This is a genomic window from Acidiferrimicrobium sp. IK (genome assembly GCF_025499425.1).
Taxonomy (GTDB): Bacteria; Actinomycetota; Acidimicrobiia; order Acidimicrobiales; family Palsa-688; genus Acidiferrimicrobium.
Map to the genome: position 1 here is coordinate 352,625 of NZ_JAIMCB010000001.1, position 11,898 is coordinate 364,522.

Consider the following 11,898-nt stretch of genomic DNA (forward strand, 5'->3'; position numbering starts at 1 on the left):
CGCTCAGCCCCCCGAGCCGACCGGGGCCAGCTCGCCGCCGTCGGGGCGGCCCGCGCCCAGTGCCGTCGCGGTGGCGGGATCCGCGACGGGCTGGCCGGCCGGCGAGGCCGGCTCGGGATGGGCGCTCAGGCCGAGAGCGAACACCAGCACCGCGACGATCAGCGCGGAGGCACCCAGCTCGTGGATGGCGACCAGCGCAGCGGGGACCCCGGTGAAGTACTGCACGTACCCGACCGCTCCTTGCCCGACGAGGACCACGAGCAGCACCTCGGCCCGGCGCATCACCCGCGACGGCGCCCCGATGCGGCTGAGGGACCACAGCGTCAGGACGGTCAATCCGAGGAACACCTCGACCGACGTGCCGTGCAGCTGGGCCACGTCGTGCAACGAGAACTTGTAGCGGGGCACGTCGGGTGCCCCGGCGTGGGGGCCGGTAGAGGTCACCACGGTCCCGAGCACGATGACCACCGCCGACCACGCCACCAGGACCCATCCGAGCCATCGGGCCCAACCCGGGACCAGCGCCACCGCCGGACCCGCGGCCCGGGCCTTGCCGGGTCGGCCCGGGATGTCCGCGTCGGCCAAGCCGGCCCGGTGGTGGAGGACCACCGCGTCGGCCAGGAACACCACGGCGAGGAGGAAGTGGGCGGTGACGTACTGCGGGGCCAGCTTGTGCTCCACGGTCACGCCCCCGAGGATGATCTCCGCCAGGACCCCGGCGATCAGCCCGAGTGACAGGAGGGTCAGGTCCCGCCGACGGCGGACGCGCACGAGGGCCCCGAGCACTGCGAGCACGGTGGCGATCGACACCAGGCCGGTGACCAGCCGGTTGCCGAACTCCACCCAGGCGTGCCAGTGCCAGGGGGCCACCACCTGGTGGCCGGTGCACGTCGGCCAGTTGGTGCATCCGAGACCGGACCCGGTGAGGCGGACCAGCCCGCCGCTGACGATGATGAACGCCAGCGACCACACCGCCAGCCCGCTCAGCCATCGAAAGGCGGTGGGTGACAGCTGGCGGTGGCGGATCGTCCGCCCGGCTTGACGGAGCACGTCGGTCCTGCTCGGGAGCGTTGGGACAGTTGTGGCCATCGCTGTCCATGCTAGGGCGGTCGTCCGGTGCGGACCCAGCCGGCTGACCCGCTTTGTTGGCTCCCGGTAGCCTGCCGTAGTCTTGCGTAGCCATGTCAGCCCCGTTGCTCCCCCTGTCCGGTTTCGGCCGCTGGGGACGCCGATGACCACCACCGACGTGCCCGCAGTCCCGGTGGCCGCCCGACCCCCGGGTCTGAGCTTCCGGGCCCGGGCGATGGGTTTCGTGGCCCTCACCAAGCCCCGCATCGTCGAGCTGCTGCTCGTGACCACCCTGCCGACCATGGTGGTCGCGGCGCGGGGCATGCCGTCGGTCACCCTCATGCTGGCCACCCTCGCCGGGGGCACCCTGGCGGCCGGCGGCGCCAACGCCATCAACATGTACGTCGACCGTGACATCGACGCCGTCATGCACCGCACCGCTCGCCGGCCGCTCGTCACCGGTGCAGTGCAGCCGACCGAGGCGTTGGTGTTCGCCATCAGCCTCGAGGTGGTGGCTTTCGCTCTGCTGTGGGCGACAGTCAATCTGCTCTCGGCGGTCCTGGCGGTCAGCGCCACGCTGTTTTACGTCTTCGTCTACACCCTGTGGCTCAAGCGCAGCTCGGTGCAGAACATCGTCATCGGCGGTGCCGCCGGCGCCGTACCGGTCCTGGTCGGCTGGGCGGCGGTGCGCGACCAGGTCGGGTTGGCGCCGGTGCTGCTGTTCGCGCTGATCTTCGTGTGGACACCCCCGCACTTTTGGGCCCTGGCGATCCGCTACCGCGACGACTACCGGTCTGTGTCGGTGCCGATGATGCCGGCGGTCGCGACCTTCGAGAAGACCGCCCGCCAGATCGTGGTCTACTCGGTCCTGGTCGTGGCGGCGTCGTTCGGGTTCGGCTGGGCGGCCGACATGGGCCCGCTGTATTGGGCTTCGAGCGCGGTCCTCGGCGTGGTGTTCTGCGCCTTCGCCGTCGACTTGTACCGGGTGCAGACCGAGGGCCGGGCCATGCGCCTGTTTCACTGGTCGATCAGCTACTTGACGTTCCTCTTCGCCGCGATGGCCGTCGACCAGCTCATCCACTAGCCGCTGGCGGCTACTCCCAGCGGAAGGTGGCCGCCGCCGCGGCGGGAGCCAACACCGCCCACACGGCCAGCACGACCCACGCCCGCCCGGGGACCGACCCGCCGGCGCTGAGCGCTCCGTGGAGGGCGTCGGAGAGGGCCCCCGACGGCAGCGCCCTGGCCACCCCCCGGATGCCGGAGGGCAGCGACGTGAGCGGGAAGACCATGCCACCGAGGAGCAGCAGCACCAGGTAGAGGCCGTTGGCCGCGGCCAGGGTGACCTCGGCGCGCAGTGCGCCGGCCATCAGCAGGCCGAGGCCAGCGAACCCGACCGTGGCCAGGACGGCGGCGGGCACCGCCAGTCCCGGCGAGCCGCCGGGGCTCCACCCGAGGCCCAGCGCGACGCCTACCAAGATGGCGACTTGGACCACCTCGACGGCCAGGATGGCCAGGATCTTCGCTCCGAGCAGCGCCGGGCGGCCGAGGGGTGTCGTGCGGAGCCGTTTGAGCACCCCGTACTGGCGCTCGAAGCCGGTGGCGATCCCGAGGCCGACCATCGCGGTGGACATCACCGCCAGAGCCAGGATGCCCGGGGCCAGGAAATCGACCGCGTGGCGGACACCGGCCGGCTTGGGCAGCACGTCGACCAGCGAGAAGAACACCAGCAGCCCGACCGGGATGGCCAGGGTTAGCAGCACCGACTCGCCCCGCCGGAGGGTCATGCGGACCTCGGCCGCCGTCTGGGCCCGCAAGGGGCGCAGCCCGCCGGCCGGCGCCGGGGTTCGGCCCGCGGTCTGGCCCGCGGCGCTCACGCCCGCCTCCTGCCCACGCGCCGGCTGTCTCCCGCAACCCGGCTGTCTCCCGCAACCCGGCTAGCTCCCGGAACCCGGCTGTCTCCCGGAACCATTGGGTCGGCCGCAGCCCCGGGGTCGGTCGCGGTGAGGCGGAGGAACACGTCCTCCAGCCGTTCCCGTCCCGCCCGCAGGTCGGCCAGGGGTAGGTCCCGTTCCGCCAGCCAGGCGGTCACCGCGGCGACGGCACGGGGGGTCGGCGCCACGTCGAGGAGGTACTCGCCTGGGCGCTCCTCTCGGGCCGGCGCCCCGACCGCGGCGGCCAGCGCCACCACGTCGATGCCAGGCGGGGCGCCGAAGCGGATGTGGTCGCCTCCGAGCCCGGTCATCAGCTCGGCCGGGGACCCCTCCGCGACCACCCGCCCCCGGTCGACGATGACGATCCGGTCGGCGAGACGCTCGGCCTCGTCGAGCTCGTGGGTGGTCAGCACCACGCACACCCCCCGGTCCCGCAGCCCGGCGATGACCGCCCGGATGGCCAGACGCCCCTCCGGGTCGACGCCGGCGGTCGGCTCGTCGAGGAACACCACCTCGGGGCGCCCCACCAGCGCCAACGCCAATGACAGCCGCTGCTGCTCCCCGCCCGACAGCCGCCGCCACGGCGTGCCGGCGACGCCGGCCAACCCGACCTGCGCGAGGAGGGCCGCGGGATCCTCCGGGTCGGCGTAGAAGCGGGCGAAGAGGCGGACCGCTTCGCCGGCGGGCATGGTCGGGTAGATCCCGCCGCGCTGCAACATCACCCCGATGCGCGCCGAGAGGGCCCGGTGGTCGCGCACCGGGTCCAACCCGAGGACGCTGACGCTTCCCGCCGACACGCTGCGGTACCCCTCCACGGTCTCCACCGTGCTGGTCTTGCCGGCGCCGTTCGGGCCGAGGAGAGCCAAGACCGCGCCGGCATGGGCCTCGAGGCTCACGCCGTCGACCGCGACGGTGCTGCCGTAGCGCACCACCAGGTCCTGGACCTCGATCTCAGCCACGGGATCCGACGGTAGCGCCGGGAGACGCCGGCGCCGGAGCGACCATCGGACGGGCGCCGCCGCGGCTTGTAGCGTATGGGCGCACACGCACCCAGGGAGCACCGATGATCGAGGTCCGCAACCTCACCAAACGGTACGGGACGACGGTGGCGGTCGACGACCTCTCCTTCAGCGTCCCGGCCGGCCGGGTCACCGGGTTCCTCGGCCCCAACGGCGCCGGCAAGTCCACGACCATGCGGATGATCCTCGGGCTGGACGCGCCCGCGTCGGGCTCGGCGACCATCGCCGGGCGCACCTACCACGACCTGCCGGCGCCGCTCTATGAGGTCGGGGCGCTGCTCGACGCCAAAGCCATGCACGGCGGCCGCAGCGCCGCCAACCATCTCAAGGTGCTGGCCCAGAGCAACGGGATCCCCGCGTCGCGGGTCAAGGAGGTCCTGGCCATGGTCGGCCTGGACGCGGTCGCCCGCCGGCGGACCAAGGGGTTCTCGCTCGGGATGGGCCAGCGTCTCGGCATCGCTGGTGCGCTGCTCGGCGACCCCGGCGTCTTGCTCTTCGACGAGCCGGTCAACGGGCTGGACCCCGAAGGCATCCTCTGGGTCCGCAACATGATGAAGTCCCTCGCAGCGGAGGGCCGCACCGTGCTGGTCTCCAGCCACCTCATGAACGAGATGGCCGTCACCGCCGACTACCTGGTGGTGATCGGCCGGGGGAAGCTGATCTCGGAGGGGAGCGTCTCGGACTTCATCGAGCGCAGCGGCCACCGCTCCGTGCTGGTGCGCAGCCCCGACCTGGACCGCTTGAAGCAGCTGGTGATGGCGGCCGGGGCCTCGGTGCGCCCCACCCCCGACCGTCCCGGATTGGAGGTGGCCAACATGGACAGCGCCACGATCGGTCAGATCGCGGCTGCCAACGGGGTCGTCCTCCACGAGCTGACCCCCCGCCAGGCGTCCCTCGAGGAAGCGTTCATGGAGCTGACCGCCGACAGCGTCGAGTACGCCGCCACCACCACCGGAAGGCCGCGATGACCGCCCCCGCCCCCCCGTTCGGGATCACCGGCGGTGACGCCCCGGCGTCGCGCACCGGGCGGGTCCGCCCGGCCACGTTCCTCGACGCGGTGCGCGCCGAGACCACGAAGCTGCGCAGCGTCCGCTCCACCTGGATCACCCTCCTGATCGCGACGGTGCTGTCGATCGGGATCAGCGCCCTGGTGTCGGCGCTGACCGCGAACCACTACGCATCGGCGTCGCCGGTCGACAAGGCCACCTTCGACCCGACCAGCATCAGCCTCGCAGGGTTCGGTCTCGGGCAGCTGGCCATCGCCATCCTGGCCATCTTGTTCATCACCTCCGAGTACTCCTCGGGCATGATCCGCACCAGCCTGGCCGCGGTGCCCAAGCGGGGCCGGCTCCTCGGCGCCAAGGTGGTGGTCTACACCGCGGTCGCGTTGGTGCTCGGGGAGGTGCTGGCCTTCATCTCCTTCCTCGTCGGGCAGGTACTGCTCGAAGGGCAGGCCCCCCACGTCACCCTCGGCGACCATGACGTGCTGCGGGCGGTGATCGCCACCGGGCTGTACCTGGCGGTCCTGTCCATCATCAGCATCGGCTTTGGGACGATCGTCCGCTCCACCGCCGGCGCCATCTCCCTCCTGGTAGCGGTGCTGTTCGTCCTGCCGGGCGTGGCGCACGCCCTGCCGACCTCGTGGGAGCGGGCGGTCACCAAGTACTGGCCGACCGAAGCCGGCCGTCAGGTCACCAGCGTCGTCCCCACCGATCACGTGCTGGGCCCATGGGCCGGCTTCGCGGACATGTGCGTGTTCGCGGTGATCGTCATGGTCGTCGCCGCGGTGGTGCTGCAGCGACGCGACGCTTGAACGCCGGGGTCTAGCGCCGCTCGGCCAGTCCCCGCACGTACGCGGCCTGCCCGATGTGTTGGAGGCAGTCCGACGCGACGCTTTGGAGCCGGACCCCGGCGGTGACCGGCGGGTCGTAGGAACGGTCGACGATCCGATCCAAGTCGTCGTCGCCGAGCGTGGCGACGTAGGCCAGGGTGGCCCCGGCGACGGTGTGGTGGTACTCGACGAGCAGGTCGGGGCCCTCGACGCGGACCTCGCCGACCTCCTCGGAGCTGTGGCCGTAGCCGATGTCGCCGACGTCGAAGGGGAGAGCGAAGCGCTCGGCGAAGCCGGCGGAGGTGTAGCACTGCTGGGTGCCGGCCACGCCGGCCACATGGTCGTCTTGGACCCGGGTGAGGTGCCAGACCAGCCACCCGATCGAGTTGGCGTCAGGGTCGGGGCGGTATCCGAGGGTCCCGGAGTCGAGCCCCTCGACGGTCGCGTCCACCAGGTCGCGGATGGTGGCGAAGGTGTTGACGAGGAAGTCGGAGGTGCGCATGGGGGAGGCCTACCCGCGCCTCACGTCGGCCCACCCAGGTCGACGGTCTGCACGTCCTCGCCCGCCGCGTCCACCTCCGCAATGGTCCGGCGGTCCCCGGTCTCGGGACCCCGCCGCCGGCGGCGGACCACGAACACCGCGACTGCGGCGACCACCACCACGGCCACCGCGATGAGCCCGACGGTGCTGGCGGTGCTGGCCACGGTGTGCCAGCTGGCGCCGGCCGCGTAGCCGAGGAGCACGAAACCCGTCCCCCAGATCGCCCCGCCGGTCATGTTGAAGAACGCGAACCGGCGGTACGGCATCCGTCCCACCCCGGCGATGCCGGGGATGAGAACCCGGAGCGCCGCGGTGAACCGCCCGAGGAACACCGCCCACCCGCCCCGCCTGGTCAGCAGATCCTCGGTCCGGCGCAGGTGGTCGGCTTTGATCCAACGGGCGAGGGGGCCGTGGATCAGCTTGGTGCCGAAGTGGCGGCCGACCTCGTAGCCGACGGTGTCGCCGATGATGGCGCCGAGGATCACCGCGACGACCCCGCCGGCCAGGCTGATGCGGCCCTCGTAGGCCAAGACGCCGGCGAGGATGGCGGCGGTCTCGCCGGGGAAGACGAACCCGACGAACACTGCGCTCTCGGCGAAGGGCAACAAGAAGACCAGAGCCAGCGCCGTGAACCCGTGCAGGTGGAGGATCGAGTCCGCGATGCTGCTCACCCGGCCATTGTGGCCGCTCCTCGCCTGAATGCGAGCTGAAACGGCCCCGCGGCCGGGGCGGCCGCCGCCGGTCGGCGGCTCAGACCCGCAGAGGCGACTCCGCCAGCTCCACCCCGTCGGAGCGGTCCACGGACCGGCGCAGCGCGGCGTGGAGGAGGTCGGGGGTGAGCACCCCGACGTAGGTCCCGTCCTGGTCGAGCACCGCCACCCAGCCCGCGTCGTGCTGGAGCATCTCGGCGAACGCCTGCTTGAGGGTGGCGTCGGCCGGCACCCACGCCTCCATGCGGTGGGTGCGGTCGCCGACCAGCCCGTCGCCGTAGAGGTCCTTCTCGCCGATCCACCCTCGCAGCGCGCCGTTGCCGTCGATGACCACCGCCCACGGCAGGCGGGCGTCGGCCAGCAGGAGGCGGGCCGCGGCCATCGTGTCGTCGGGTCCGACCAGCGGCGGCCGGTCGAGGTCGGCGGTGTCGATGGAGGTGACCGTCAGCCGCTTGAGTCCCCGGTCGGCGCCGACGAACTCGGCCACGAACGGCGTCGCCGGCGACCCGAGGATCTGGGCCGGGGTGTCGTACTGCTCGAGGCGGCCGCCGTCGGCCAGCACCGCGATGCGGGTCCCGAGGCGGACCGCCTCTTCGATGTCGTGGGTGACGAACACCACCGTCTTGCCCAGCTCCTGCTGCAACCGGTGGAACTCGCCTTGGAGCCGGTCCCGGGTGATCGGGTCGATCGCGCCGAACGGCTCGTCCATCAACAGCACCGGCGGGTCGGCGGCCAGCGCCCGGGCCACCCCGGCGCGCTGGCGCTGGCCGCCGGACAGCTCGCTCGGGTATCGCTTGGCGAAGCGGTCGGGGTCCAAGCCGACCAGCTCCAGCAGCTCCGAGGTGCGGGCCTTGATCCTCGATCTGTCCCAGCCGAGCAGGCGGGGGACGGTGCCCACGTTGTCGGCGATGGTGAGGTGGGGAAAGAGGCCGACCTGCTGGATCACGTAGCCCATCCGCCGGCGTAGCTGGACGGGATCGGAGTGCGTGACGTCTTCACCGTCGAGGAATATCCGACCGCTGGTCGGTTCGATCAGTCGGTTGATCATCCGCATGGTCGTCGTCTTGCCGGACCCCGACGGTCCTACCAGGCAGCACAGTTCGCCGGCGGCGACGTCGAGATCCAGGTTGTCCACCGCGACCGTCCCGTCGTCATAGCGCTTGGTGACAGCCTCGAGGCGGATCATCGCCCTCGAACCGTACCCAACTGGTGGGCGATTGCCTACGGCCACTCGTAGAGTGATGCCGGTGTTGGCGGATTCGCAGCCGTGGATCCAGTGGAGCTGGGTGCGGAGCCACCCCGGCGAGCTGTGGCACGACGTCGCCCAGCACCTCGACCTGACGCTGATCGCGGTGGCCGTCGGGCTGGTCATCTCCTTGCCGTTGGCCCTGGTGGTGTGGCGGTGGCGGCGGTGGGAGACACCGATATACGGGATCGAAGGGGTGCTCTTCGCCATCCCTTCGCTGGCCCTGTTCGCGTTCTTGATTCCGATCACCGGGCTCACCAGCACCACCGCGGAGATCGGGTTGGTCAGCTACACGCTTTTGATCCTCACCCGAAACATCGTCACCGGCCTGCGCGACGTCCCCGCCGATGTCCGGGACGCGGCGGAGGGCCTCGGTTACGGCGCGGGCCGCCGGCTGCTGCTCGTCGAGCTGCCGCTGGCGTTGCCGACGATCATCGCCGGCATCCGCATCGCGGTGGTCACGACCATCGGCTTGGTGACCATCGCCAGCCTGATCGGCGCCGGTGGCGGGCTCGGGTTCTTGATCCAGCAAGGACAGCAGAACGACTTCAAGACCCAGGTGGTGCTCGGCTGCCTCCTGTCGGTGGTGCTGGCCGCGGTGCTCGACGGGCTGCTCGTCGGCGTGCAGCGGGCCGTCACCCCCTGGGTCCGGCGGGGGGCGTAGGTGTTCCACTTCCTCGGCAACGTGGTCGACTGGTTCGGGAACGGGTCGCACTGGTCGGGGTCCAACGGGGTGCCGTCCCTGCTCCTCGGTCACGTCGAGATCGTCGTGTACTCGCTCCTGATCGCCGCGGTCGTCGCCCTGCCCATCGGGTTGTGGCTCGGTCACACCGGGCGGGGCGGGTTCGCGGCGATCAACGTCACCAACGTCGGGAGGGCCCTCCCGGCCATCGCGGTGCTGATCCTCGCCGCCCAGTGGTTGGGGATCGGCCGCACCCCGGCACTGGTCGCGCTCACCTTGCTGTCGGTACCCCCCATCTTGACCAACTGCTACACCGCCATCCGGGGCGTGGCCCCGGAGGACAAGGACGCGGCGCGTGGGATAGGGATGACCGGCATGCAGATCCTGACCCGGGTGGAGATCCCCGCGTCGATCCCGCTGATCTTCGCCGGCGTCCGCACCGCCGCGGTGCAGGCGGTGGCCACCGCCACGCTGGCCGGGTTCGTCGCTTACAACTGCTTGGGCACGCTGATCAACGAAGGGGTCAGCGCCAACGACCACACCGAGCTTTTCGCCGGGGCGCTGCTGGTGGTCGCGCTGGCGTTGATCACCGAGTACGGCCTCGGGGCGGTGCAGGCGGCGATCACCCCCGCCGGCCTGCGGGCCGGGGCGGCGGGGCGCCGGCGGGGCGGTCTCCGGCTGCGGGCCGCCGACAACCCAATTGTTGATCCAACTGCTCGGTAATAACTAGCGTGGGCGGCCACCGTGTCCGCTCGACGGGCGACACCAAGGGAAGAGGAACACATGCGACTCCACCGGATCGGGATGATCGGAGCGGCACTGGCCGGGATGACCACGCTGGCGGCGTGCGGGTCGAGCTCCTCGGGGAATGCCACCGCGACCACCGCCGCGGGGGGCGCGGCCAAGCCGGCGATCACCATTGGCGCATTCTCCTTCTCGGAGAGCGAAGTGCTGGCCTACGTGTACGCCGACGCGCTCAAAGCTGACGGTTTCAGCGTCAACGTGAAGCCCAGCCTCGGCCAGCGCGAGGTGGTGGAGCCGGCGCTCGACAGCGGCCAGATCAGCATGGTCCCCGAGTACCTCGGTAACTACCTCGTGTACCTCAACCCGAAGGTCGGGGTGCTCACCGTCGACCAGACGTACTCGACGTTGCAGCCGCTCGTCGCCGCCAAGGGATTGACGCTCGGCGCCTACTCGCGGGCCGCGGACGCCGACGCGGTGGCGGTCACCCAGGCCAACGCCACCAAGTACGGACTGAAGTCGATCTCCGACCTGAGCAAGGTGGCGTCGGGCTGGACGTTCGGCGGACCGGCCGAGTGCCAGGCCCGGATCACCTGCTACGCCGGGCTGAAGCAGTTCTACGGGCTGGACTTCAAGGGCTTCAAGGCCCTCGACGATGACGGCCCGATCACCCGCTCGGCGCTGAAGAACGGCGACGTCCAAGCGGCGCGGATCTTCTCCTCCGACGCCGACATCGCCTCCGACCACTTCGTGGTGCTGGCCGACCCCAAGGACTTCCAAGGGGCCGGCAACGTCGTGCCGGTGCTGCGCAAGGCGGTGGCCACCCCCGAGGCCCTCAACGTCGTCAACAAGGTGTCGGCCGCGCTGACCACCGCCGACTTGGTCCAGTTCAACACCGATGTCGGCACCAACCATGACGACGCCACCGCGGTGGCCAGCGACTTCGTCAAGGCCCACAACCTCTAGCCGGCGGCGTCGGGGCCCCGCCGGCGGGGAGTTCCTCGGTCAGTCGAGGGCGATGGTCGCCCAGACGGTCTTGCCGGTCCCGGAGGGGTCCGGGGTCACCCCCCACGACGTGGCCAGGGCGTCGACCAGCGCCAGGCCCCGGCCCGAGACGGTCGGGGAATCGTCGAGGGGCCTGAGGACCGGCAGGCCCGGGCCGTCGTCGAACACCTCGACGGTGAGGACGCCGTCGACGACCGCGGCGCGAAGGCGGGGTCGGCTCCTGGCGTGGAGCACCGCGTTGTTGACCAGTTCGGTGACGATCAGCGCGATGCGTCCGTCCTCAGGCCTGCCGGTCACCGACTGGATGTGCTGGCGGGCCAGGCGGGCGCTGGCCGGCGCCACCGGCAACACCACCGGCGTGACCTCACCCAGGTCACCGGGACGCTGCGGTGGCGGCACGGTCTCCATGTTCGGACCTTCCCCGGTGGGGACGGCCCCGAAACGGTGCGGTAACAAGATGAGCCTCGGCGTGCCGGGTGGCGCCCGGGAGCGGGAAGGATGGGACCATGAGCGCGCCCGGACCGATCGTCACCTTGATCCGCCACGGCGAGACCGAATGGAGCAAAAGCGGGCAGCACACCGGACGCAGCGACATCCCCCTGACCGCGGCTGGCGAACGTCAGGCCAAGGAGATCGCGACGTTGATCGACTCCGATGCGTTCAGCGCCGTGCTGGTCAGCCCGATGCAGCGGGCGCAGCGCACCGCGACCCTCGCCGGCCTCGAGGACTTCGAGGTGGTCGACGACCTGCGGGAGTGGGACTACGGCGACTTCGAGGGCCTGGCCAGCGCAGAGATCCGCGATCGGGTGCCGGGGTGGAGCATCTGGGCCGGCCCGTGGCGGGGCGGGGAGTCCGCCTCGGACGTGACGGCCCGCGCCGACCGGGTCATCGAGCGGATCCTGGCGCTGCCGGCTGACGCCCGGGTGGCGCTGGTCGGTCACGGGCACATGTCCCGGGTCCTCGGAGCGCGCTGGATGGGCTCGGCGGTCACCGCCGGCCAGCGGTTGGCGCTGGACACCGGAGCGGTCTGCGAGCTGGGCTGGGAGCACGACTACCGGGTCCTGCACCGGTGGAACGTGGTGGCGGGTGCGACGATAGGGCGGTGACCGCACCCTCCACGGCGC

14 protein-coding genes are annotated in these 11,898 nt (G+C 71.5%); 7 read left to right on the top strand and 7 right to left on the bottom strand.

Translation table 11 applies throughout. The features are described 5' to 3' along the window. Positions 1 to 3: 3 nt before the first annotated feature. Positions 4 to 1,089 carry a COX15/CtaA family protein gene (locus K6U06_RS01695; protein ID WP_262320150.1) on the bottom strand — a complete coding sequence of 362 codons (1,086 nt, stop codon included), beginning with the start codon at positions 1,087 to 1,089 and terminating at the stop codon, positions 4 to 6. A 142-nt stretch (positions 1,090 to 1,231) separates the two neighbouring features. Between K6U06_RS01695 and K6U06_RS01700 the strand changes: the two genes are divergently transcribed. Beyond that, positions 1,232 to 2,152 (top strand): heme o synthase, encoded by a 921-nt coding sequence (locus K6U06_RS01700; RefSeq protein WP_262320151.1) that lies wholly within the window; start codon positions 1,232 to 1,234, stop codon positions 2,150 to 2,152. Positions 2,153 to 2,162: 10 nt separating this feature from the next. Here K6U06_RS01700 and K6U06_RS01705 read toward each other — a convergent pair whose 3' ends face one another. Both K6U06_RS01705 and K6U06_RS01710 read right to left on the bottom strand, forming a co-directional pair. Further along, complete coding sequence (locus K6U06_RS01705) at positions 2,163 to 2,942, bottom strand: ABC transporter permease (protein ID WP_262320152.1); 780 nt, start codon at positions 2,940 to 2,942, stop codon at positions 2,163 to 2,165. Beyond that, entirely contained in the window at positions 2,939 to 3,958 is a 1,020-nt protein-coding gene (locus K6U06_RS01710; RefSeq protein WP_262320153.1) for an ABC transporter ATP-binding protein, read from the bottom strand. Before K6U06_RS01710 ends, K6U06_RS01705 begins: the two co-directional genes overlap by 4 nt. A 104-nt stretch (positions 3,959 to 4,062) precedes the next feature. Here K6U06_RS01710 and K6U06_RS01715 point away from each other — a divergent pair, with 104 nt between their 5' ends. Beyond that, on the top strand, positions 4,063 to 4,986 hold the full coding sequence (locus tag K6U06_RS01715) for an ABC transporter ATP-binding protein (RefSeq protein WP_262320154.1): 924 nt from the start codon (positions 4,063 to 4,065) through the stop codon (positions 4,984 to 4,986). Next, on the top strand, positions 4,983 to 5,831 hold the full coding sequence (locus K6U06_RS01720; protein WP_262320155.1) for an ABC transporter permease: 849 nt from the start codon (positions 4,983 to 4,985) through the stop codon (positions 5,829 to 5,831). The genes K6U06_RS01715 and K6U06_RS01720 overlap by 4 nt, the downstream gene beginning before the upstream one ends. A gap of 10 nt (positions 5,832 to 5,841) precedes the next feature. On the opposite strand, the gene K6U06_RS01725 is transcribed toward K6U06_RS01720, so the two are convergent. The 3 genes from K6U06_RS01725 to K6U06_RS01735 all read right to left on the bottom strand — a co-directional run bounded on the left by K6U06_RS01725 (position 5,842) and on the right by K6U06_RS01735 (position 8,286). Beyond that, positions 5,842 to 6,351 (bottom strand): mycothiol transferase, encoded by a 510-nt coding sequence (locus K6U06_RS01725; RefSeq protein WP_262320156.1) that lies wholly within the window; start codon positions 6,349 to 6,351, stop codon positions 5,842 to 5,844. 20 nt (positions 6,352 to 6,371) lie between these two features. Further along, positions 6,372 to 7,061 (bottom strand): DedA family protein, encoded by a 690-nt coding sequence (locus K6U06_RS01730; protein WP_262320157.1) that lies wholly within the window; start codon positions 7,059 to 7,061, stop codon positions 6,372 to 6,374. Positions 7,062 to 7,140: 79 nt separating this feature from the next. Beyond that, positions 7,141 to 8,286, bottom strand: a complete 1,146-nt coding sequence (locus tag K6U06_RS01735; RefSeq protein ID WP_262320158.1) for an ABC transporter ATP-binding protein — start codon at positions 8,284 to 8,286, stop codon at positions 7,141 to 7,143. A gap of 61 nt (positions 8,287 to 8,347) precedes the next feature. On the opposite strand from K6U06_RS01735, the gene K6U06_RS01740 reads away from it, so the two are divergent. The 3 genes from K6U06_RS01740 to K6U06_RS01750 are packed head-to-tail and all read left to right on the top strand — an operon-like array spanning position 8,348 to position 10,735. Beyond that, positions 8,348 to 9,010 carry an ABC transporter permease gene (locus K6U06_RS01740; RefSeq protein WP_262320159.1) on the top strand — a complete coding sequence of 221 codons (663 nt, stop codon included), beginning with the start codon at positions 8,348 to 8,350 and terminating at the stop codon, positions 9,008 to 9,010. Next, a complete protein-coding gene (locus tag K6U06_RS01745; RefSeq protein WP_262320160.1) occupies positions 9,011 to 9,751 on the top strand; it encodes an ABC transporter permease in 741 nt (246 codons plus the stop codon). Between the two features lie 60 nt (positions 9,752 to 9,811). Beyond that, on the top strand, positions 9,812 to 10,735 hold the full coding sequence (locus tag K6U06_RS01750) for an ABC transporter substrate-binding protein (protein WP_262320161.1): 924 nt from the start codon (positions 9,812 to 9,814) through the stop codon (positions 10,733 to 10,735). Between the two features lie 39 nt (positions 10,736 to 10,774). Here K6U06_RS01750 and K6U06_RS01755 read toward each other — a convergent pair whose 3' ends face one another. After that, positions 10,775 to 11,182: an ATP-binding protein gene (locus K6U06_RS01755; RefSeq protein WP_262320162.1), complete on the bottom strand. Its 408-nt coding sequence runs from the start codon at positions 11,180 to 11,182 to the stop codon at positions 10,775 to 10,777. A 98-nt stretch (positions 11,183 to 11,280) separates the two neighbouring features. Between K6U06_RS01755 and K6U06_RS01760 the strand changes: the two genes are divergently transcribed. After that, positions 11,281 to 11,880 (top strand): histidine phosphatase family protein, encoded by a 600-nt coding sequence (locus K6U06_RS01760; protein WP_262320163.1) that lies wholly within the window; start codon positions 11,281 to 11,283, stop codon positions 11,878 to 11,880. Positions 11,881 to 11,898: the final 18 nt, after the last annotated feature.

What these genes read in the sequence shown, in the direction of transcription:
- K6U06_RS01695 (WP_262320150.1), bottom strand. Translation starts at nt 1,089, where the DNA reads ATGGCCACAACTGTCCCAACGCTCCCGAGCAGGACCGACGTGCTCCGT.
- K6U06_RS01700 (WP_262320151.1), top strand. Translation starts at nt 1,232, where the DNA reads ATGACCACCACCGACGTGCCCGCAGTCCCGGTGGCCGCCCGACCCCCG.
- K6U06_RS01715 (WP_262320154.1), top strand. Translation starts at nt 4,063, where the DNA reads ATGATCGAGGTCCGCAACCTCACCAAACGGTACGGGACGACGGTGGCG.
- K6U06_RS01720 (WP_262320155.1), top strand. Translation starts at nt 4,983, where the DNA reads ATGACCGCCCCCGCCCCCCCGTTCGGGATCACCGGCGGTGACGCCCCG.
- K6U06_RS01725 (WP_262320156.1), bottom strand. Translation starts at nt 6,351, where the DNA reads ATGCGCACCTCCGACTTCCTCGTCAACACCTTCGCCACCATCCGCGAC.
- K6U06_RS01735 (WP_262320158.1), bottom strand. Translation starts at nt 8,286, where the DNA reads ATGATCCGCCTCGAGGCTGTCACCAAGCGCTATGACGACGGGACGGTC.
- K6U06_RS01750 (WP_262320161.1), top strand. Translation starts at nt 9,812, where the DNA reads ATGCGACTCCACCGGATCGGGATGATCGGAGCGGCACTGGCCGGGATG.
- K6U06_RS01755 (WP_262320162.1), bottom strand. Translation starts at nt 11,182, where the DNA reads ATGGAGACCGTGCCGCCACCGCAGCGTCCCGGTGACCTGGGTGAGGTC.
- K6U06_RS01760 (WP_262320163.1), top strand. Translation starts at nt 11,281, where the DNA reads ATGAGCGCGCCCGGACCGATCGTCACCTTGATCCGCCACGGCGAGACC.